The organism is Thalassovita litoralis, assembly GCF_900182725.1.
Taxonomy (GTDB): Bacteria; Pseudomonadota; Alphaproteobacteria; order Rhodobacterales; family Rhodobacteraceae; genus Thalassobius; species Thalassobius litoralis.
Genome location: NZ_FXTO01000012.1, coordinates 14,869 through 36,260 on the forward strand (window position 1 = coordinate 14,869; position 21,392 = coordinate 36,260).

The window sequence follows — 21,392 nt, forward strand, 5'->3', positions numbered from 1 at the left end:
TGAATTTCGCGCATGGCGTAGTCTTTTCGGGGAAACGATTCAAGTCTGCTGCGCTGCGGCGCCTGACGATTTGTGACTGTGATATGACGCCACGACAAGCTAAAGCTGTGATAGAGCGCAGGTTTTTCGGAGTGCGACGGTATGCAACTGGATTGGGCATTTTTTGCGATTGCGGCCCCGGCTGTCACTTTTGCGGGTCTGTCAAAGGGGGGCTTCGGGTCCGGCGCGGCGTTTGCGTCAGCTTCGATTCTAGCGGTGGTTCTTGAACCGGGGCAGGCACTTGGCATCATGTTGCCGCTTTTGATGCTGATGGATGTGTCCGCGCTGAAACCCTATTGGAAGGGATGGAGCTGGCCCGAAGCGCGTACCCTGATCTTGGGCGCGTTGCCGGGCGTGGCGGTTGGGGCGTGGCTGTACCAAATCGCGGACGCGGATTTCTTTCGCCTGCTGATCGGGGGAATTTCCGTGGCGTTCGTGCTATGGCAGGTGGCCTTGAAAACGCGTTTCATTCGTCCACCGGCGCAGGAAATGCCAATGTGGGGCGGACTGCTGGCGGGGGCGATGGCAGGGTTTACCAGTTTCGTCAGCCATGCGGGTGGCCCGCCCGCTGCGGTTTATTTATTGTCGCGTGGGTTGGGAAAAACGCCCTATCAGGCGACGACAGTTCTTATTTTCTGGGCGATTAATATTGCGAAGTTCGTTCCCTACGCCTTTCTGGGGATTTTCACGATGCAAACCCTGCTGGCCGATCTTTTTCTGGCCCCATTTGCGATATTGGGAACATGGCTGGGGGTCAAAGCGCATCATTGGGTGCCAGAACGGCTGTTTTTCTCTTTGACTTATGTGTTGTTGATGCTGACAGGGATGAAGCTGATCTGGGACGCGTTGACCTGATTTATGGCGGATTCTGCATCGCGGCGACATTCCTCTTGAAATTTTAGCGGGAATTGGGGCATGTCTCGCGCAAGATTATTACGAGGAAAAGACAGATGGACATGACTGCACGCCCCTATCGTTCGGTACTTTACATTCCCGGATCAAAGGATCGGGCGCTGGACAAGGCGCGCGGCCTGCCGGTGGATGCGATCATTTTTGATCTGGAAGACGCCGTAACCCCCGATGCCAAGGTCGAAGCCCGCGCAACGCTGAAAGCGGCGCTGGAGCAAGGCGGCTATGGCAATAAGGCAAAGATCATCCGCATTAACGGGTTAGATACCGAATGGGGCGCGGGCGATGTCGCGGCGTTGAAAGATGCCGATTGCGATGCGTTCCTGTTGCCCAAGGTGAATTCGGCGGCGGATGTGCAGGCGTTGGCCGATTTGTTGGGCAATGGCAAACCGATTTGGGCCATGATGGAAACGCCGCTGGGGATTCTGAACGCGCTGGACATCGCGGCGCACCCGCAATTGACCGGCTTTGTCGCGGGAACCAATGATCTGGCGAAGGAGCTGAACTGCCGCTTCCGGGCCGATCGTCTGCCGATGCAGGCGGCGCTGCAAACGATCCTGCTGGCGGCCCGCGCGTATGGTGTGATTGCGATTGACGGTGTTTACAACCAGTTCAAGGATGACGAAGGCCTGAAATTCGAATGCGAACAGGGCCGTGATCTGGGTTATGATGGCAAAACCCTGATCCACCCGGCGCAGGTGGATGTGACCAATGCGGCCTTTGCCCCGTCCGAGGCGGAAATTGATTTGGCGAAACGCCAGATCGCCGCGCTGGAAGAAGTCGAGGCATCAGGGCAGGGCGTGGCCGTGGTGGATGGCAAGATCGTGGAAAACCTGCATGTGGAAACCGCGAAAAAGATGCTGGCGAAAGCCGCAGCCATTGCCGAATTGTCGAAATAACCCATCATTGACGCCCGGACATCAAATCAAAGTAAGAGGTATTCAATGATCTGGCTGGTTCTGGGCGTCTTGTTGTGGTCGGGCGCACATCTGTTCAAACGGGTTGCGCCTGATGCGCGGGCCAAACTGGGTGACAAAGGAAAAGGGCCAGTTGCATTGCTGTTACTGGTCAGCGTCGTTTTGATGGTGATCGGGTATCGGTCCGCCGACGGCGCGTTTTTCTGGGGCCGCAATCCTGCGCTGACCGGGATCAACAACCTGCTGATGTTGTTCTCGATCTACCTGTTTGCGGCTGACGGCATGAAAACCCGGATCACCCGCGTGATCCGCAACCCGCAATTGACCGCGTTCAAGGTGTGGGCGGTGGCGCATCTGTTGGTGAATGGCGATGTGCCGTCTTTCGTGTTGTTTGGCGGGCTGTTGATCTGGGCCGTGGCCGAGGTCATCGTGTTGAAACGTGTCGGCCCGGCTTGGGTAAAACCCGAAGTTGCTCCCGCTAAAAAAGAAATCATGGCCGTTGTCGGGGCGCTGGTGGTGTTTGGATTGATTGCCGGGATTCACATCTGGCTTGGCTATAACCCGTTCGGATAAGAGCAATGAAACTATACAGATTCCTGACCGAGGACGATACATCGGCCTTTTGCCACAAAGTCACCGCTGCCCTGAATAAGGGCTGGGAATTGCACGGCGACCCGACCTATGCCTTCGACGCGGCCAATGGCGTCATGCGTTGCGGGCAGGCCGTGGTGAAAGAGGTGGATGGCACCTACACACCCGATACGAAGCTGGGAGAACACTGATGGCGAAGACCAATTCGGGCCGCTTTTTTGAAGATTATAAAATCGGCGACGTGATCAGCCACGCCGTTCCCCGCACCGTGGGAGAGGGCGAGCGCGCGCTGTATCATGCGCTGTATCCGGCGCGTCATGCGCTGTATTCGTCGGATGAATTTGCCCGCGATTGCGGCCTGCCCGAAAGCCCGCTGGACGATCTGGCCGCGTTCCATGTGGTGTTCGGCAAGACCGTGCCGGATGTATCGCTGAACGCGGTGGCCAATCTGGGCTATGCCGAGGGTAAATGGCTGAAGCCGGTTTTCGCGGGCGATACGCTGCGGTCCGTGTCCGAGGTGATCGGACTGAAGCAGAATTCGAACGGAAAATCCGGTGTGGTCTATGTCCGTACCCGTGGGCTGAACCAGTTGGACGAGGTGGTGCTGGATTATGTGCGCTGGGTCATGGTGCGCAAAAACAATCTGGACGCCCCGGCCCCGGAAACCGTAATCCCCGATCTGAACACCGTGATCCCGGTGGAGGAACTGGTGATCCCCGAAGGGCTGGATTTCAGAAATTACGATTTCGTACAGGCGGGCGAACCGCATCGCTGGGGTGATTATGAAATCGGCGAGGTGATCGACCATGTGGATGGTGTGACCATCGAAGAGGCCGAGCATATGATCGCCACGCGGCTGTGGCAGAACACCGCGAAGGTGCATTTCGACGCCACGTTCCGCCCCGATGGGCAGCGGCTGATCTATGGCGGGCATATCATTTCGATGGCGCGGGCGCTGTCGTTTAATGGTCTGGCGAATGCGCAGATGATCGTGGGTCTGAACGGTGGGGCCCATGCGAACCCGTGTTTCAGCGGCCTGACGGTCAAGGCATGGTCCGAAGTGCTGGACAAGGCCGAAACCAGTGCGCCGGGTGTTGGAGCAATCCGGTTGCGGCTGGTGGCGACCTCGGGCGGGGAACCGTTTGCGCTGAAGGGCGAGGATGGCAAATACAAGCCCGAAGTCCTGTTGGATCTGGATTACTGGGCGCTGATGCCGATGTAAATTCATGCCTTGCCCCGTTTTGTTCGGGGCAAGGCATACTGTAAACGCCTGCGATTTCGTCATATTCGTCCGGCATAATGTTAGCGGATCACATGGTTCGCACGCGAAGGAATCGGGGATAATTCCGACAAAATCGCTTATGTTATTTTTGTGATCACGCTGGTAAATTGTGTGATCACAACATTGCGGTTTCCTGACGTTTCCGTGAAAATTGATGCTGCAACAGCATCCGTTCCGCGTGACAAAAGCGAAAAAAAGTTTCATAACGCGGGCAAGCAAGGGAACCTTGAAAGGATCAGATATGGCCGATGTGAAACGGGTCGAGCGCCCTCTTTCGCCGCATCTTCAAATCTACCGCCCCCAGCTCACCTCGTTCACTTCCATTATGACGCGGATCACCGGGAACGCCCTGATCGTTTCCGCGTTGCTGGTGGTGTGGTGGCTTCTGGCGGCTGCAACCAGCGCGGAATATTACGCCATTGCAAACGGGGTTCTGACCTCGTGGTTTGGTGACATCGTGTTCACCCTGTCGGCGTTGGGCGTGTGGTATCACTATCTGGCTGGTCTGCGTCACCTGTATTTTGATGCGGGCAAAGGTCTGGATGTTCCCACCGCTGAGAAACTGGGCTGGGCCTGTGTTATCGGTTCGGTCGTGCTGACCGTTCTGACCATCGTGATCGTGTAAGGAGGCCGACAATGCGTTACCTGACCGCACGCAAACGCGCCGAAGGCAAAGGTGCAGCCCATACCGGGACTGAACACCACTGGTACATGACCGTCAGCGCTGTTGGGCTGGCGTTCCTGATCCCGGCGTTCGTTTATATTTTCGGTTCTGCCCTTGGCGGCAGCTATGAGGAAGTGATCGCCACCTTCTCGCGCCCGGTGCCTGCCATCCTGACCGCGATGACGCTGGTTCTGGGGATGCGCCATTTCGCCAAAGGCGCGCAAATGATGATCGAAGACTACGCGCAGGGAACGGCCCGCAAGCTGGCCATTATGGTCGTGATCGGCCTGTCCTATGTTTTGATTGCCGTGGGCCTGTTCGCCCTGGCCAAGATCGCGCTGTAAGGAAGTAAGAAAAATGGCAGCTTACGAATACGAAGTTCACGAATACGACGTGGTCGTGGTGGGGGCTGGCGGCGCTGGTCTGCGGGCAACGCTGGGCATGGCCGAGCAAGGTTTGCGTACCGCGTGCGTGACCAAGGTTTTCCCGACCCGTTCCCACACCGTTGCAGCGCAGGGCGGTATCGCCGCGTCGCTGTCCAACATGGGGCCGGACAACTGGCAATGGCACATGTTCGACACCGTAAAAGGGTCGGACTGGCTGGGCGACACTGACGCGATGGAATATCTGGCGCGTGAAGCCCCCAAGGCCGTGTACGAGCTGGAACACTACGGTGTGCCGTTCAGCCGTACCGAAGAAGGCAAGATTTACCAGCGTCCGTTCGGGGGCCACACCACCGAATTCGGTGACGGCCCGCCCGTGCAGCGCACCTGCGCCGCGGCTGACCGGACCGGCCACGCCATCCTGCACACGCTGTATGGTCAATCGCTGAAAAACAACGCCGAATTCTATATCGAATATTTCGCCATTGATCTGGTCATGTCGGATGATGGTCAGTGTCAGGGCGTTGTTTGCTGGAAGTTGGACGACGGTACGTTCCATGTCTTCAATGCAAAAATGGTTGTGCTGGCGACCGGCGGGTATGGCCGCGCCTATTTCAGCGCAACGTCGGCACACACCTGCACCGGCGACGGTGGCGGCATGGTTGCCCGCGCTGGTCTGGCGTTGCAGGACATGGAATTCGTGCAGTTCCACCCGACCGGGATTTACGGTTCGGGCTGTCTGATCACCGAAGGCGCGCGCGGCGAAGGTGGCTACCTGACCAACAGCGAAGGCGAGCGTTTCATGGAGCGCTATGCGCCCCAGTACAAAGACCTTGCCCCGCGTGACTATGTGTCCCGTTCGATGACCATGGAAATCCGCGAGGGTCGTGGCGTTGGCGAACATGGCGATCACATTCACCTGAACCTGTCGCACCTGCCGCCCGAAGCACTGGCCGAACGCCTGCCCGGTATTTCGGAAAGCGCGAAGATTTTTGCCGGTGTCGACGTGACCAAGGAACCGATCCCGGTTCTGCCGACCGTTCACTATAACATGGGCGGTATCCCGACAAACTATTGGGGCGAGGTGCTGAACCCGACCGCCGAGAACCCGACCGGCGTCGTTCCGGGCCTGATGGCCGTGGGCGAAGCTGGCTGTGCCTCGGTTCATGGGGCGAACCGCTTGGGGTCGAACTCTTTGATCGACCTTGTGGTGTTCGGCCGTGCCGCTGCCATTCGCGCCGGTAAGGTTGTAAACCCCGATGCGCCGAACCCGGTTCTGAACCAGGCGTCGGTGGACAAGGCATTCGATCGTTTCGACAGCCTGCGCAATGCCAAGGGCGGTATCGCCACCGCAGACCTGCGGCTGGAAATGCAGCGCACGATGCAGGCCGATGCGGCGGTGTTCCGTACCGACAAATCGCTGGCCGAAGGCGTTGAAAAGATGACCGCCATTGCTGCGAAGCTGGGTGATCTGCATGTGACAGACCGTTCGCTGGTCTGGAACAGCGATCTGATGGAAACGTTGGAACTGACCAACCTGATGCCGAACGCGCTGGCCACCATCGTTGGGGCCGAAGCACGCAAGGAAAGCCGTGGCGCACACGCGATGGAGGATCACACCTCGCGCGATGACGAAAACTGGCGGGTGCATACCGTCAGCCGCGTCGAAGGCAACAAGGTGGACCTGTCCTATCGTCCGGTCATCGTTGACCCGCTGACCACAGAAGCCGAAGGCGGCATCAGCCTGAAGAAGATCGCGCCGAAAGCGCGGACGTTCTAAGGCATCATGGCGATGGCGTCGGCCATAAGCCCGGCATCTGGCGCAGCTTTTGCGCCGCGGATCATCTGGCATTTCGGTTTTCAGAAAACCGGAACCACCGCGGTGCAATGGTTGTTGCGCAAGAACCGGGTGCTGCTGGGCGAAAAAATCGCCCTGTTTCCGCGTGGCCGCTGGACGGCGGCCCTGCGGGAGGCCGCCGCCGTTTTCCTGCGCACCCGGTCCGAGGCGGATAAAACCGCCTTTCAGGACGAGGTGCGCAAGATTGTAAATACAGTGCGGGACAGTGGCCATAGCTGCGCCATTGTCTCGGACGAAAATGTGCTGGGGTTGAAGCTGCGGGATGAGACGGGGGATATTTTCACCCATGCCCGCACCATGCTGCCCGTGGTCGAAGACGCCGCTGCCCCGGCCATTTGCGAATTCCATTTTAACACCCGCGATCCCGAAGCGTGGCTGAAAAGCGCCCATAACCAAGAGGTCAAGCAGTTGCGCTGCCGTCAGGACTTTGACGAATGGTGCAATGGTGTTGCTTTGCCCGTGGACTGGTCTGCGCTGCACGATACGCTGTCTGGCCTGACCCAAGGGGCGGTGGTGTTCCGCGACATGAATGCTGACCGCGCGGCGGGGCGGCCCAGTGGGGCTGCACTGCTGGAAACGGCAGGGGTGGGGCCGGAACTGCTGGCGCAGTTGAAAACGCCGGGTGCGCAGAACGAAAGCCTGTCTGACGCGGCTTTGGCCTTTATGTTGGACATCAACCGCAGCCCGCTGAAACGCCGCCAGATCGGGGCCGTGCGGGATGTGGTGGTAAAGAATATGGGGCTGTTCAAATGACCGCCCTTGCCCAGAATATCACCCCCGTGGCACCGCGTATCCTGTGCGTGGGAACGCATCACAAAACCGGCACGATCTGGATGCAGCAGGTGTTCAAGGCGCTGTCAGCCGCGTTGGACGTGCCGAAGCTGTCGATGTGGAAACGCGCAGTCAAACGCCTGCCTGCCGAAGGGCGCGTGCTGGGGACGAACTGGGATTCAGCCTTCCCCACGGAATTGATGGCGCGTGAGGACGTGCTGTTCCTGCATATCATCCGCGATCCGCGGGATGTGTTACTGTCCGGTGCGCGGTATCACGAAACGGCCCCCGCCTCGAAAGAGGATTGGCTGCACGAAGCGCGGGATGATTTCGGCGGGCTGACGTATCAGCAAAAACTGCTGTCCATTTCCGACCCGCAGGACCGCCTGCTGTTCGAGATGGACCATAAACACGCCGATACCCTGCGCCAGATGCTAAGCTGGAATTACACCCGCCCGGACTGCATCGAATGGCGTTACGAGGATTTGATTGCCGATACGGAATGTCAGATGTTCCGGGCCGCACTGGTCCGGTTCGGTCTGACCCCGGATCAGGTGGACAAAGGCGTTCGCGCCTTTTGGGACAATTCGCTGTTCGGTGGCATGGCCGATCCGAACAGCCGAAAAACCGTGGTGGCGGGGCATGTCGCCTCGGGCGCGGCGCGGCAGTGGCCGGGTAAGTTGCCAGTGGCTGTGGCGCGCGCCTATCTGGATCGCTTCGGCGATGACCTTATCACCCTTGGATACGAAAAAGACAGGAACTGGCTGGACAGGCTGCACTAAGCTCCGGCACCATACCGATCGAAAGGTAAGACAATGGTACAATTCACCCTACCGAAAAATTCCAAGATCAAGACCGGCAAGACGTGGCCCAAGCCGGAAGGCGCGACCAACGTGCGCAAATTCCAGATCTATCGCTGGAGCCCGGACGAAAACGAAAACCCGCGTGTCGATACCTATTTCGTGGATATGGACAAATGCGGGCCGATGGTTCTGGACGCGCTGATCAAGATCAAGAACGAGATCGACCCCACCCTGACCTTCCGCCGGTCCTGCCGCGAAGGGATTTGTGGGTCTTGCGCGATGAACATCGACGGGATCAACACGCTGGCCTGTATCTATGGCATGGATGAAATCAAGGGCGATGTGAAAATCTATCCGCTGCCCCACATGCCGGTGGTCAAAGACCTGATCCCCGACCTGACCCATTTCTATGCGCAGCACGCCAGCATCATGCCGTGGCTGGAAACCAAAACCAACCGCCCCGCGAAAGAGTGGAAGCAGTCGATCGAGGATCGTAAGAAACTGGACGGTCTGTATGAATGCGTGATGTGCGCGTCTTGCTCGACCTCGTGCCCCAGCTATTGGTGGAACGGTGATCGGTATCTTGGCCCGGCCGCGCTGCTGCATGCCTATCGCTGGATCATCGACAGCCGTGATGAAGCCACGGGCGAACGTTTGGACAATCTGGAAGACCCGTTCAAACTGTATCGTTGCCACACAATCATGAACTGCGCCAAAACCTGCCCCAAAGGGTTGAACCCGGCCAAGGCGATTGCAGAAATCAAGCGGATGATGATCAACCGCGCGGTTTGATCTGCCGATACAGATGGTTCAAAGGCCCGCCTGATTGGCGGGCCTTTTCCATGTTGACCTTGGGAAAATCTGCATATGCTGCATGGCAGCATTTCCGGTTTAGCAGATGTTATTCCAGTGAAATCGCCTATGTTGGCGTCACGGGAGGACGATCAGATAACCGCAAAGGCGCATCATGTCCCAACCGCATAAAACCCCCGTTCAGACCGCTGCTTTGGCCGCTTTGGAACAGGCATATGCCTATTACACACCCGCGCCGTATGTTGCCGCTGTCACAGAAGATGTAGCACCGGACTATTACGAATACGCCAAAGCCGCCTGATTGGGCGCACGAAGGATATTGGTTGCTGGCATCTGGCGCAGGGGTTTGACAATGGTGTTCCCTGCGCCCAGAAAAGGGAATGTTGTTCCCCGTAGGTCTGCTTATCGCTTTTATCTTGGTGATGTTGCTTAGCAACCGGAAGACGCGGCATTGTCGCTGGCGGGCCAATCGTCGTGCTGATTTGGATGGGCGTGCGGCTTTTTATTGTGTGACCTGTGGGGTTGAAGCTTTTACCACGGATGGCAAGCCCCCGCGGCAATGCCATGTTGAAACGCCACCGCCAACGCTTTGAGGTCACCATGACACAACCCGCCGATGCCGATGCCCGCCGCGCTGTTCCGCCGGTGATCTGCTATCCCAATGAAACGCTGCCAGTGCCACCGCTGGACCTGTATCGCGCCGCCCGTGAAACGGCTGTGAAGGTGGACGAGGTTTTCGCCGCCCCGCGCGAAGCGGCGACGTTCCGGGTGCCTGCCGGGCATTTTTTCCGCATTTCGTCGATCGAGGGGCCACAGGTGGGGGATCTGAACCTGTGGAATGCCGATGATCTGTCCGAACGGTTTTATTCCGGGAAATCGCGGGCGCTGCATGGAACGCATCTGACAACAGGGCAAAGGATGTGGTCCAGTTTCCCCTATTTGCGCCCGATGGCAACGATTGTTGACGATACACTGGGCTGGTACGGGATCGACGCGTTTGGTGGATCAGTGCATGACGTGATCGGAACGCGCTGCGATCCCTATACCCATAATCTGTTGGCGGGCGGGCAATATCACCATTGCTGTCATTCAAACCTGACGCGGGCGCTGGCAGATGCAACGGGCATGACATTGGCCGAGGCAGAACCCCATGTGCATGACGTGCTGAACGTGTTCATGTGTACCGGCTTTACCCGTGACACCGGGCAGTATTTCATGAAGGCCAGCCCGGTACGCCCCGGCGACTATCTGGAGTTTTTTGCGGAAATCAACCTGCTGGGGGCGTTGTCGGCCTGTCCGGGTGGGGATTGCTCGTCCGAGCATTCATCGGACACCGCAGCATGTTATCCGCTGCTGATCGAAGTGTTCGCGCCCGGCCAAGATGTCCTGAACGGGTGGAGCAGCCCGCCAATCAACGGCTATGACCGCAGCCACGGACGGTAAAGGCAGGAGCGCCCGATTGGGCGCTCTTTTTTATTCGGCAAAGGCGGCTTCCAGCGCGATTTCCACCATATCGCCAAAGGATCGTTCGCGGTCCGCGCTGGGTAGGGCCGCGCCAGTCAGAAGATGGTCGGACACCGTCAGAACCGCCAAGGCCCGGACACCATAACGCGCGGCCAGATTGTACAGTTCGGCGGCCTCCATCTCGACCCCCAGAATGCCGTGGCGCGTCATTTGTTCGTTCAGATCGGGGCGTTCGTCATAGAACACATCGGCGGAATAAATGCCGCCGACATGGGTTGGAACGCCTTTGGCCTCTGCCGCGTTCACGGCGGCCCGCAGCAGGGACCAGTCTGCACAAGGGGCAAAGTTCAGTTCCTTGAAAATCCCGCTGGACGGTGTCGACAGGGCCGAGGCGGTCATTGCGATAATGACATCGCGGACCTGAACCTTTTCCTGCATTCCGCCACAGGAACCGATACGGATCAGCGTTTTGGCCCCATAATCACGGATCAGTTCATTCGCATAGATAGACAGCGATGGCATCCCCATGCCTGATCCGTGAATGGTAACTGGGTGGCCGTTCCATATGCCAGTATATCCCAGCATCCCCCTGACGTCGTTGACCAATTTGGCGTTTTCCAGAAAGGTTTCAGCCGCCCATCTGGCGCGATAGGGATCACCGGGCATCAGGACGGTTTCGGCAATTTCACCGGGCTTTGCACCGATATGGATGGTCATTTCTGAAACTCCTGCGGAAAAACAAAACGCGAACGATTTGTTAAGGGGGGGGGGCCTATGGTCAGGGACGAAGCAGCGGCGCTTAGCGTTGATATTTGATGAAAGGGGTCACATGGGCAATCCGGTCATACAACTGGCGCGCTGTGGTGTTGAAATCCTGCGTCAGCCAATACACGGTTGGCGTGCCATTGGCATCTGCTGTTTCATATACTTTTTCAATCAGGGCACGGCCAATGCCCTGCCCGCGCACAGTGGGGTCCGCGAACAGATCTTGCAGGTACACTACGTCTTCGACCCGCCAGTTATGCGGATGGATGATGTAATGCACCAAGCCCACGGCCCGCCCGTCCAGTACGGCCAGAAACGCATTCTGGTTCGGGTGATCGGCAGAAAGCAGGCGGGCGAAGGTGGTTTGATACACGTCTTCGGGGACTGTGGTTTCGTAAAATTCCAGATAACCCGTCCAAAGGCGGCGCCATTCGGCTTCGTCGGCTTGGGTCAGGGGGCGGATGTCCAATGTCATGGCGGCGTCCTTTGGTGTGACAATGGCACCAGAATGTAGAACCGCCCGCAGTTTCGCAACCACGGGCGGCCTGTTTGGATCGGGAAATTTGCGACGATGCGCAGGCTGGATTATTCTGCCGCCACCTGTTGCGGATCGACCAGGGTCACGATGTCCATCATGATCGTGTTCAGTTCAAAGTCCTTGGGCGTGTAGACCTTGGCCACCCCCATCGCCAACAGGCGCTTGGCATCCTCATCAGGGATAATGCCGCCGACGATCACCGGGATATGCCCCAGATCGGCAGCCCGCATCCGGTTCATCATGTCTTCGACCAGCGGAATATGGGAACCGGACAGGATCGACAGACCGACGACATGCGCATCATCCGCTTGCGCTGCTTTCACCAATTCCTCGGGGGTCAGGCGGATACCTTCATAGGAAATGTCCATGCCGCAATCGCGGGCGCGGAAGGCAATTTGTTCGGCCCCGTTGGAGTGCCCGTCCAGACCGGGTTTCCCAACCAGAAACTTCATGCGGCGGCCCAGACGGTCGCTGACGGCATCCACGGCGGTGCGGATGTCTTCCAGACCTTCGGTTTTGTTGGAAACGGATTTGGATACGCCGGTGGGGCCACGGTATTCGCCGTGAACGGTGCGCATCTGCGCGGCCCATTCGCCGGTGGTCACGCCAGCCTTGGCGCATTGGATGGACGCGGGCATGACGTTTTCACCCTTTTGAGAGGCGTCGCGCAGCGCCGCCAGCGCCGCATCCACGGCAGCCTGATCCCGTTCGGCCCGCCATGCGGACAGGCGGGCGATCTGATCCGCCTCGACCGCCGGATCGACCACCATGATGCCACCATCGCCCGCTGTCAGCGGCGAGGCCTCGCCTTCGACCCATTTGTTCACGCCAACCACGATGGTTTCGTTCTTTTCGATCTTGTTCAGGCGTTCGGCGTTGGAATCCACCAGCCGCGATTTCATATATTCGATGGACGCCACAGCGCCCCCCATCGAATCCAGATTGGCCAATTCGTGCCGCGCCCCGTCTTTCAGGGCTTCGACCTTGCGATCCACGGCGGGGTTGCCATCGAACAGGTCTTCGTATTCCAGAAGATCGGTTTCATAGGCCATGATTTGCTGCATCCGCAAAGACCACTGTTGGTCCCACGGGCGGGGTAGGCCCAGGGCTTCGTTCCATGCGGGCAACTGCACGGCACGGGCGCGCGCCTTTTTGGACAGGGTAACCGCCAGCATTTCAATCAGGATACGGTAAACGTTGTTTTCCGGCTGTTGTTCGGTCAGCCCCAACGAATTCACCTGCACCCCATACCGGAAACGGCGGAATTTGGCGTCTTCGATCCCGTACCGATCCCGCAGGATTTCATCCCACAGGTCCACAAATGCACGCATTTTGCACATTTCGGTGACGAAACGGATACCCGCATTCACAAAGAACGAAATGCGGCCACATAGGGCGGGGAAATCTTCGGCGGGGACGCGGGGTTTCAGTTCGTCCAGAACGGCGATGCCGGTGGCCAATGCAAAGGCAAGTTCCTGTTCCGGTGTCGCGCCTGCCTCTTGCAGGTGATAGGAACACACGTTCATCGGGTTCCATTTCGGGACGTTGGTATAGCAATATTCAGCCACGTCCGCGATCATCTTCAGCGATGGTTTCGGCGGGCAGATATAGGTGCCGCGCGACAGGTATTCCTTGATCAGGTCATTTTGCACCGTGCCTTGCAGTTTGGACACGTCGGCGCCCTGTTCTTCGGCCACGGCGATATATAGCGACAGCAACCAAGGTGCGGTCGCGTTGATCGTCATCGAGGTGTTCATCTGTTCCAGCGGAATCTGATCAAACAGGGCGCGCATGTCGCCCAGATGGCTGACCGGCACGCCGACCTTGCCCACCTCGCCCCGCGCCAGAACGTGATCCGAGTCATAGCCGGTCTGGGTGGGTAGATCGAAGGCCACGGACAGGCCGGTTTGGCCTTTGGACAGGTTGCTTCGGTACAGCGCGTTCGAGGCTTGGGCGGTCGAATGGCCCGCATAGGTGCGGAACAGCCAGGGGCGATCTTTTTGCATTTCGGTCATGGCGGCCTCGTGAATCATGGTGGGGCAATAATATTGCGTTCGGGGTTTGATACTTGGAATTTTATGCCTCTGTCAATTCGCCGCGTTGCGGCATTGTAGAAACGCTGCGGCGCAGATTTACAGAAGTGGCGAAACCGGGGCAGGATGCCCGAATGAGAACCACAGTTGAAATGCCGCTCTGGGCGCTGTTGCTGTTGATCGCCTTCGCGGCGGTCACGTTCGCGTCGCATTTCCTGTTCCCGTCTGTACGCTGGTTTTTCCGCAAGCGGATGGAACGTCTGGTGGCGCGGCTGAATACCCGGTTGGCCCGTCCGATCGAGCCGTTCAAGCTGGCGCGGCGCTATGACATGATTCAAAGGCTGATTTACGATCCTGACGTTGGTCGTGCCATCGCGATACATGCACAGGCGATGGGGATTCCCGAAAACGTGGCGTTTGAAACTGCGCGGCGCTATGCGCGTGAAATTGTGCCGTCCTTTAGCGCGTGGACATATTTTCGCTTTGGGTCGCGGATTGCCCGGTGGCTCAGCCAAACCCTGTATGATGTGCGTGTGATGGGCGAAGACAGCCTTCGTGGGCTGGATCGCAACGCAACGGTGGTTTTCGTCATCAATCACCGCAGCAATATGGATTATGTGCTGGTCACTTATTTGGCCGCGCGACAAGGGGCAATCAGCTATGCCGTGGGGGAATGGGCGCATGTTTGGCCGCTTAGCCGACTGGTGCGGGCGATGGGGGCTTATTTTATTCGGCGCAAATCGGCGGATGATTTGTACCGTATGATTTTGGCGCGATATATCCGGATGGCGACCGATGCAGGGGTGACGCAGGCGGTTTTCCCCGAAGGCGGGCTAAGCCTGACCGGGCAACTAGGCGCGCCTAAGCTGGGGATACTCAAGTACATCCTGGATCGCGGCCCTGTGCCGAAGCGGGACGTGATATTTGTGCCGGTCGCGTTGAATTATGACCGTGTGCTGGAAGATCGGGTGTTAATTCGTGCCACCCAAAATGGCACACGGCGGTTTCCGGCCCGGATCAGTGTGATCCTGCGATTTGTTTTGCGGAAGCTTTGGCTGTGGATGTCAGGGCGGCATAAGCGGTTTGGATATGCCGGAGTTAGTTTTGGGAAACCCTTGGTGCTGTCCGATTTCCACGGTGAGCTGGCACAACTGGCCGCAGAAGTGATGGAACGTATCGCCCACGAGGTTCCGGTGTTGCCGGTGCCATTGGTTGCGACTGTATTGTTGACTGCGGACGGGCCTGTTCCGCGTGACACGCTGAAGGCACGGGCGAAGGCCTTGATCGCCGGGCTGGGCGATTTGCGCACAGAGTTCCCGGATGACACATATGATGCCGCGCTAGAGGACGGTTTGCAGGTGTTGACGTTGCGCGGGCTTGTGCAGGACGGGAGTGATGGCATTCAGGTGACGAAGGGGCAAGAAAGCGTGCTGAGCTTTTATGCTGCTTCTATAAAACACCTTTTTCGCGATTGCAGCAAATAGGCTCGGATTTTTCTGCATCCGCTCGGTTATAAAATTTCAAAAATCTGCGAATTGAGATTGCATTGTTGCGTGGCCGTCTTTATCTCAAACGCATGACACCGCGATTCTGCGTTGCGGCATTACAGACAGATGGAGGCTCTGATGGCTTTGGACACGAACACCGGCATCGCCCCCTACGAGGCGCCCGAAAAAGACCTTTATGAAATCGGCGAAATGCCCCCGCTGGGTTATGTGCCGAAGAAAATGTACGCATGGGCGATCCGCCGCGAACGTCATGGCGAACCGGACAAGTCATTCCAGGTTGAAGTCGTGGATACCTGGCAGATCGACAGCCACGAAGTGCTGGTTTTGGTCATGGCTGCGGGCGTGAACTATAACGGTGTCTGGGCTGGTCTGGGCGTTCCGATTTCGCCGTTCGATGGCCACAAGCAGCCTTATCACATCGCGGGTTCGGATGCGGCGGGCATCGTGTGGCAAGTTGGCGATAAGGTGAAAAACTGGAAAGTCGGCGACGAGGTTGTGATCCACTGCAATCAGGATGACGGCGACGACGAGGAATGTAACGGCGGCGATCCGATGTTCTCGCCCTCGCAGCGGATTTGGGGCTATGAAACGAATGACGGTTCGTTTTCTCAGTTCACCCGCGTGCAGGCGCAACAGTTGATGCCGCGCCCCAAGCACCTGACTTGGGAAGAATCGGCCTGCTATACGCTGACGCTGGCCACCGCCTACCGGATGCTGTTCGGCCATCACCCGCACGAGCTGAAGCCCGGCCAGAACGTTCTGGTGTGGGGCGCGTCGGGCGGTCTGGGGTCCTATGCGATTCAGTTGGCAAATACCGCAGGGGCCAACGCGATTGGCGTGATTTCCGACGAAAGCAAACGTCAGTTCGTGATGGATCAGGGCGCCAAGGGCGTGATCAACCGCAAGGACTTCAACTGCTGGGGCCAACTGCCCACGGTCAACACGCCCGAGTATAACGAATGGGCCAAAGAGGCCCGCAAATTCGGCAAGGCGATCTGGGACATCACCGGCAAAGGCGTCAGCGTTGATATGGTGTTCGAACATCCCGGCGAAGCCACTTTCCCGGTGTCGACGCTGGTGGTGAAAAAAGGCGGGATCGTGGTGATCTGCGCCGGAACCAGCGGGTTCAACTGTACCTTTGACGTGCGCTACATGTGGATGCACCAGAAGCGTCTGCAAGGCTCGCACTTTGCCAACCTGAAACAGGCTGCTTCGGCCAACCGTCTGATGTGCGAACGCCGTCTGGACCCCTGCATGTCCGAAGTGTTCACTTGGGATGAAATCCCCGCCGCACACCTGAAGATGCTGCGGAACGAACATAAGCCGGGCAACATGGCCGTGCTGGTTCAGGCCCCGAAAACCGGCCTGCGCACTGTCGAGGACGTGCTGGAAGCGGGCAAAAAGTAAGCCGCGCGACAAATTGAAAATTTTGAACCGCCGGGGGGAAACCACCGGCGGTTTCGCGTTTTTCCGCTTCTCGCTATTTATGGGGAGTTGAAATACGTGAATTTTTTCGCGGAAGGCGCTCGTGCTATGATTGTGTTAACCAATCGTTAACCTAACCCCATGAGTGTGAAACATGAAGAACGACTGGATTTTGGACGTACTCTCGGACCTGAAATGTTTTGCGCAGCGAAACGGGCATGATCTGTTAGCCCAACAACTGTCGCAGGCAAGGCAGATTGCCGTGGTCGAGATTGCATCCGCTGAAATAGGGGGTTCCCCTGCGTCACACGGCGATGAAGCCACGGTTGGAGCAAATCCTGGAGGATTTGGAGCAAGCTACCAGTCTTGATCACCTGCAATCTGCGCTGGAGGCGATACGGGATCATTTCCGCGTTGATCATACAGTCTACCATTGGGTGAACTCGGCAGGCGAACAATATGGCTGCGGAACTTATGCCCCGGAATGGGCCGCGCACTATCAGGAAAAGGATTATCTGCGTATTGATCCGGTCGTTCAGGGCTGCTTTCAGCGGTTCCATCCGGTAGATTGGAAGGATCTGGACTGGACCAGCCGCGCGGCGCGCGCCTTCCAAGAGGAGGCGCGGGCGTTTGGGGTAGGGAAGCAGGGGTTTTCCGTGCCTTTGCGTGGTCCGAATGGGCAGTTTGCCCTGTTTACGGTAAATCACAACTGCGACGATGATACGTGGGAACGCTTTACCGAAGTCCATCGCCGGGGGATGATTCTGGTGGCATATTATTGCAACCAAAAGGCGCTGGAGTTTGAACCCGGTCGTAGCCCGGAGCCATCACAAGGCCTGTCCCCGCGTGAAGTCGATGCCCTGACGTTGTTGGCGTTGGGACAAAGCCGGGCACAAGTGGCTGATGCGTTGTCGATTTCAGAACATACATTGCGGGTTTATATAGAAAGCGCCCGGTTCAAGCTGGGGGCGCTGAACACCACCCATGCGGTTGCCCGTGCAATCAGCCGGGGATTGATTGTCGTCTGACTTGGTAAGGATTCGTTAACCCCTATGTGCGCCGCGTTGGGGAATTCTTAAACTTTGTTCGCGTAACGTTCTCATCGTTAACAAGCTCGGAGGGCTGACGATGCTGCGTTATATTTATGCAGAGGATTTGAAGAACGAACCGTTACTACGTGATACGATGTTCCGTGACCGTGCGGACCAGTTCAAGACGCGTCTTGGCTGGGAAGTGGCGGTGAACGACGCGGGCGAAGAACGCGATGAATACGACGATTTGAACCCGCTTTACGTGATCTGGCAGCGGGCGGACGGAACACATGGCGGGTCTATGCGGTTTTTGCCGACGGTCGGGCGGTGCATGGTGAACGAACATTTCCTGAATCTGACGGATGGTGTCAGGATCGAAAGCCCCCTGATTTGGGAATGCACCCGGTTTTGTCTGACGCGTGGGGCGGAACCCACTGTAGCAGCGGCGCTGATGTTGGCAGGGGGCGAAATTCTGGATCGGTTCGCGTTGCGCCATTTCGTTGGGGTGTTCGATGCGCGGATGGTGCGAATTTACCGGCGGATCGGGTCTTCTCCGACTGTTTTGGGGGCATCTGGAACCGGACGGGACGCGATTAGCGTGGGCCTGTGGGAATTTTCGCAGGATGCGAAGGAACGGGTGGCGCGACAGGCGGGGCTATCGCCTGCTTTGTCTGAAATGTGGTTCAAACAGGCGTTTGGCCGCGGTCAGCCGCAGCGGTTCGCGATGACCGGGTAAGGGTATCGTCCTCGGGTGCGTTTGGGCGCTGGCGCAGGGCGCGGCTTGGTTGTAGGGTCGCGCCATGACCCTGCCCGCAGTGACGTTTTCCCATGATCAGGCCGAAGCCTTTGACCGTATCGCCGAAGCGCTGCGCGGCTTTGGTGTGGATATAGAAGAGGGTATCCTGACCCCGCCGACAGAGGGTAAAACCCGTGTTATGGCAGTGCTTGGAAAGGCTGGGTCGGGGAAAACGCTGCTATTGTCGGAACTGACCAAGGCGCTGGAAAGTGCCGGTGTTGATATCGTGTCCGGCGATTACGAGGGTAAAAGCAAAAAAGACCGGCGCACACTGGCCATTTTGGCACCAACGAACAAGGCCGCCAGCGTTTTGCGCAACCGGGGTGTTCCGGCGACGACGATCCACCGCATCCTATATACGCCCGTCTATGACCCGGAATATGAACGCATTGCAGAATGGTTGGCCGGGGATGACACGCGCCCGGAAATCGAAGGTCTGACCGACGAAGCCCTGGACCGTGCCTTTGCGTTTTATCAGATACATAAATCCATTCCCGGCGCTTTGGCGGCAGCCGGATTGCGGGGCAGTGATTTTATCACGGGCTGGAAACGGCGGGACGATCCGCTGGATATTGGTTTTATCGACGAAGCGTCGATGCTGGACGATAAGCAATTCACTGACCTGAAAGAGATTTTTCCCACGCTGGTTCTGTTTGGCGATCCGGCACAGTTGGCCCCGGTGGGACAGTCGGGCCAGATGGTATTTGATACGCTGGCCAAGGAAACCAAGCTGGAATTGCACCGGGTTCACCGACAGGATCAGGATAACCCAATTTTGGATTTGGCACATGCGTTGGCGGACCCTGCATTGGCGTTCGAGGATTTCGAGCGCATGATCGAAGAGGCCGCCCGCCGCGATGATCGTGTGGTTTGGGCGCAGCGGGTCGAGGTGGACCTGATGGCGCGTTCACCCGTGCTGGTTTGGCGCAATGCAACCCGTATTCGCCTGATAAACGCGTTCCGTTCGGTTTACGGCGCCCCCGAAGATGCGCTTCTGGAAGGGGAGCCGCTGATTTGTGACGGCATAGAACTGCCGTTAAAACACCGCAAAAAACGCGTCGATCTGGAAGCGCGGGGGCTGATCAAAGGCGCGCAGGTTGTGTTTTTGGGGCAGGGGCGCAAGCCCGGATTTTCGCGGATGCATGTGATCGGGGCCGAAGACCCACAGGTGAATGTGGCCTCGATTATCAAAATTGAAAAACCGGACGAAGAAGAACCGTTTATCCCATCGGCGGCGCGGATGGGGGCGGCGTTTTTGCATGGGGCGGCTGTGACGATTCACAAGGCGCAGGGCAGCCAATGGGAAAATGTGCAGGTTTTCGCGCCCGATCTCTATGCCGCAGCCCGCATGGGCCGGGTCGAGGCGGGGCAGCCGTTATGGAAACGGCTGGCCTATGTTGCAATCACGCGGGCGGAACAGCGGTTATTCTGGGTGGTGCGGAACCGGCTGTCAAAACCTTCGGGGCCGCTGCGGGTGGATGATCTGCGGGCGGTGCCCGCTGCCGCGCTTGTTCTGGAAACGCAGGAGGAACTATGAAAACGATCATTGTGACCGGGGCCAGCGCAGGTATTGGCGCGGCTTGTGCGCAGCGGTTTCTGGCGGCGGGATGATGCGTGGGTTTGCTGGCGCGGCGTCCCGAAACATTGGCAAAGGTCGCGGCAGGGCACGAAAACGCATTGGTGCTGCCCTGCGATGTCACCGATCCGGCGCAGGTGGAAACCGCGTTTGGCGCATTCGTGGCGCAGGCCGGGCGGTTGGACGTATTGTTCAACAACGCGGGCATGTTTGGCCGGGCCGTTCCGATCGACGAGCTGAGCATCGAAGAATGGCGTCAGGTTCGTGATGTGAATCTTGACGGTATGTTTTATTGCGCCCGTGCGGCGTTCGGGCAGATGCGGCGTCAGGCTCCGATGGGGGGGCGGATCATCAATAACGGGTCAATCAGTGCCCATGTTCCGCGCGAAGGGTCCGTGACCTATACGACCACCAAACACGCGATTACCGGATTAACGCGCAGTTTGTCGCTGGACGGGCGGGCCTTTGATATTGCCTGCGGGCAGATTGACATTGGCAATGCCAGAACCGAGCTTCTGGAGGGGTTGATTGCCCAGAACCCCGAAGCGGCCCCGCCCACGATGAAGGTTGATGACGTAGCCAAGGCCGTGCTGCAAATGGCCGAGCTGGGACCGGAAGCCAATGTTCAGTTCATGACGATTATGGCAACGAAAATGCCGTATATCGGGCGGGGCTAGGCTGCGCGGCGATCTGTCCGCAAACCAGTGGACGCGCGAGGAGGGGGGCTGCTCCTCTTTAACAGGCGTTCAAAGGCGCTTCAAAAGCGCCGAACGTTATGGCTTTTCAGCGTGACAGATTGTGAGGGGACGGAGACGGGCGACGACACAGTCTGCCCGCCTGTCCCTAATGATAGTTGACACTTATTCTTACAGTGAAGGCGGAAGAGGGTAGAAGACGGCGGAAGATGGCGGATGGCTTTGAAAACAAAGGCGTTTGTGGCTCTGTCAGAGGTTTTGACACCGCCTGAGAGTTGACAGAAAAAAATGGCCGTTAATTGCCATTCAACGGCCATTTAACGCCTGACCCGCTGAGGACGGTGCGTTCGCGCTGTGCGGCGTCTAAGTCCCATTCAATAAACGATATTTTGCGTTGAATGGCGCTGTTTGCGGGCCGTTTTGGGGCTGACAGACCGGCGCGGAACTGGGAACTGGAGTTCCCAGTTTGGATTTCAGTTCCCAGAAAGGGATTAGTTATTGAAAAACAATATCTTGCGTCTGGTCGTGGGT

Annotated in this window: 21 protein-coding genes and 1 pseudogene; 19 read left to right on the forward strand and 3 right to left on the reverse strand. The window is 57.9% G+C overall.

All coding sequences use genetic code 11. From position 1 onward, the window contains the following. The first annotated feature begins 141 nt into the window (after positions 1-141). From FN828_RS10695 to FN828_RS10755, 13 genes are all read left to right on the forward strand, one after another. Positions 142-894 carry a sulfite exporter TauE/SafE family protein gene (locus FN828_RS10695; protein ID WP_142493399.1) on the forward strand — a complete coding sequence of 251 codons (753 nt, stop codon included), beginning with the start codon at positions 142-144 and terminating at the stop codon, positions 892-894. 95 nt (positions 895-989) lie between these two features. Then, the gene (locus tag FN828_RS10700; RefSeq protein WP_142493400.1) at positions 990-1,847 is read left to right on the forward strand and encodes an HpcH/HpaI aldolase/citrate lyase family protein; all 858 of its coding nucleotides are present in this window, start codon (positions 990-992) and stop codon (positions 1,845-1,847) included. Between the two features lie 45 nt (positions 1,848-1,892). Next, a complete protein-coding gene (locus tag FN828_RS10705; protein WP_142493401.1) occupies positions 1,893-2,438 on the forward strand; it encodes an NnrU family protein in 546 nt (181 codons plus the stop codon). Between the two features lie 5 nt (positions 2,439-2,443). Continuing rightward, positions 2,444-2,647 carry a DUF1737 domain-containing protein gene (locus FN828_RS10710; RefSeq protein WP_142493402.1) on the forward strand — a complete coding sequence of 68 codons (204 nt, stop codon included), beginning with the start codon at positions 2,444-2,446 and terminating at the stop codon, positions 2,645-2,647. Continuing rightward, positions 2,647-3,678, forward strand: a complete 1,032-nt coding sequence (locus tag FN828_RS10715; protein ID WP_142493403.1) for a MaoC family dehydratase — start codon at positions 2,647-2,649, stop codon at positions 3,676-3,678. Before FN828_RS10710 ends, FN828_RS10715 begins: the two co-directional genes overlap by 1 nt. A gap of 301 nt (positions 3,679-3,979) precedes the next feature. After that, positions 3,980-4,363, forward strand: coding sequence for a succinate dehydrogenase, cytochrome b556 subunit (sdhC, locus tag FN828_RS10720; protein WP_142493404.1), 384 nt, complete (start codon positions 3,980-3,982; stop codon positions 4,361-4,363). 11 nt (positions 4,364-4,374) lie between these two features. Continuing rightward, positions 4,375-4,746, forward strand: a complete 372-nt coding sequence (gene sdhD, locus FN828_RS10725) for a succinate dehydrogenase, hydrophobic membrane anchor protein (protein WP_142493405.1) — start codon at positions 4,375-4,377, stop codon at positions 4,744-4,746. A gap of 13 nt (positions 4,747-4,759) precedes the next feature. Further along, positions 4,760-6,565 (forward strand): succinate dehydrogenase flavoprotein subunit, encoded by a 1,806-nt coding sequence (sdhA, locus tag FN828_RS10730; RefSeq protein WP_142493406.1) that lies wholly within the window; start codon positions 4,760-4,762, stop codon positions 6,563-6,565. A 12-nt stretch (positions 6,566-6,577) separates the two neighbouring features. Next, positions 6,578-7,396, forward strand: a complete 819-nt coding sequence (locus FN828_RS10735) for a hypothetical protein (protein ID WP_185958990.1) — start codon at positions 6,578-6,580, stop codon at positions 7,394-7,396. Continuing rightward, positions 7,393-8,196 (forward strand): hypothetical protein, encoded by an 804-nt coding sequence (locus FN828_RS10740; RefSeq protein ID WP_142493408.1) that lies wholly within the window; start codon positions 7,393-7,395, stop codon positions 8,194-8,196. Before FN828_RS10735 ends, FN828_RS10740 begins: the two co-directional genes overlap by 4 nt. Positions 8,197-8,229: 33 nt before the next feature. Next, positions 8,230-9,009: a succinate dehydrogenase iron-sulfur subunit gene (locus FN828_RS10745; RefSeq protein ID WP_142493409.1), complete on the forward strand. Its 780-nt coding sequence runs from the start codon at positions 8,230-8,232 to the stop codon at positions 9,007-9,009. Positions 9,010-9,184: 175 nt separating this feature from the next. Next, complete coding sequence (locus tag FN828_RS20500; protein WP_185958991.1) at positions 9,185-9,331, forward strand: hypothetical protein; 147 nt, start codon at positions 9,185-9,187, stop codon at positions 9,329-9,331. Positions 9,332-9,630: 299 nt separating this feature from the next. Continuing rightward, positions 9,631-10,473 (forward strand): urea carboxylase-associated family protein, encoded by an 843-nt coding sequence (locus tag FN828_RS10755; RefSeq protein ID WP_142493411.1) that lies wholly within the window; start codon positions 9,631-9,633, stop codon positions 10,471-10,473. A 30-nt stretch (positions 10,474-10,503) separates the two neighbouring features. On the opposite strand, the gene deoD is transcribed toward FN828_RS10755, so the two are convergent. The 3 genes from deoD to FN828_RS10770 form a co-directional block, all read right to left on the reverse strand. Further along, complete coding sequence (gene deoD / locus FN828_RS10760) at positions 10,504-11,211, reverse strand: purine-nucleoside phosphorylase (RefSeq protein WP_142493412.1); 708 nt, start codon at positions 11,209-11,211, stop codon at positions 10,504-10,506. A gap of 82 nt (positions 11,212-11,293) precedes the next feature. Then, positions 11,294-11,734, reverse strand: coding sequence for a GNAT family N-acetyltransferase (locus tag FN828_RS10765; protein WP_142493413.1), 441 nt, complete (start codon positions 11,732-11,734; stop codon positions 11,294-11,296). Between the two features lie 110 nt (positions 11,735-11,844). After that, positions 11,845-13,812 carry a protein meaA gene (locus FN828_RS10770; protein ID WP_142493414.1) on the reverse strand — a complete coding sequence of 656 codons (1,968 nt, stop codon included), beginning with the start codon at positions 13,810-13,812 and terminating at the stop codon, positions 11,845-11,847. Between the two features lie 152 nt (positions 13,813-13,964). Here FN828_RS10770 and FN828_RS10775 point away from each other — a divergent pair, with 152 nt between their 5' ends. From FN828_RS10775 to FN828_RS10800, 6 genes and pseudogenes are all read left to right on the forward strand, one after another. Then, on the forward strand, positions 13,965-15,314 hold the full coding sequence (locus tag FN828_RS10775; protein ID WP_142493415.1) for a 1-acyl-sn-glycerol-3-phosphate acyltransferase: 1,350 nt from the start codon (positions 13,965-13,967) through the stop codon (positions 15,312-15,314). A gap of 141 nt (positions 15,315-15,455) precedes the next feature. Further along, positions 15,456-16,745 carry a crotonyl-CoA carboxylase/reductase gene (gene ccrA / locus FN828_RS10780; protein WP_142493416.1) on the forward strand — a complete coding sequence of 430 codons (1,290 nt, stop codon included), beginning with the start codon at positions 15,456-15,458 and terminating at the stop codon, positions 16,743-16,745. A 332-nt stretch (positions 16,746-17,077) separates the two neighbouring features. Then, a complete protein-coding gene (locus FN828_RS10785) occupies positions 17,078-17,791 on the forward strand; it encodes a helix-turn-helix transcriptional regulator (RefSeq protein ID WP_142493417.1) in 714 nt (237 codons plus the stop codon). A gap of 100 nt (positions 17,792-17,891) precedes the next feature. Further along, the gene (locus FN828_RS10790; protein ID WP_142493418.1) at positions 17,892-18,530 is read left to right on the forward strand and encodes an acyl-homoserine-lactone synthase; all 639 of its coding nucleotides are present in this window, start codon (positions 17,892-17,894) and stop codon (positions 18,528-18,530) included. A 64-nt stretch (positions 18,531-18,594) separates the two neighbouring features. After that, positions 18,595-20,127, forward strand: coding sequence for an ATP-dependent DNA helicase (locus FN828_RS10795; RefSeq protein ID WP_142493419.1), 1,533 nt, complete (start codon positions 18,595-18,597; stop codon positions 20,125-20,127). After that, positions 20,124-20,843 (forward strand): annotated as a pseudogene (locus FN828_RS10800) (SDR family oxidoreductase). Before FN828_RS10795 ends, FN828_RS10800 begins: the two are co-directional and overlap by 4 nt. The last annotated feature ends 549 nt before the right edge of the window (positions 20,844-21,392 follow it).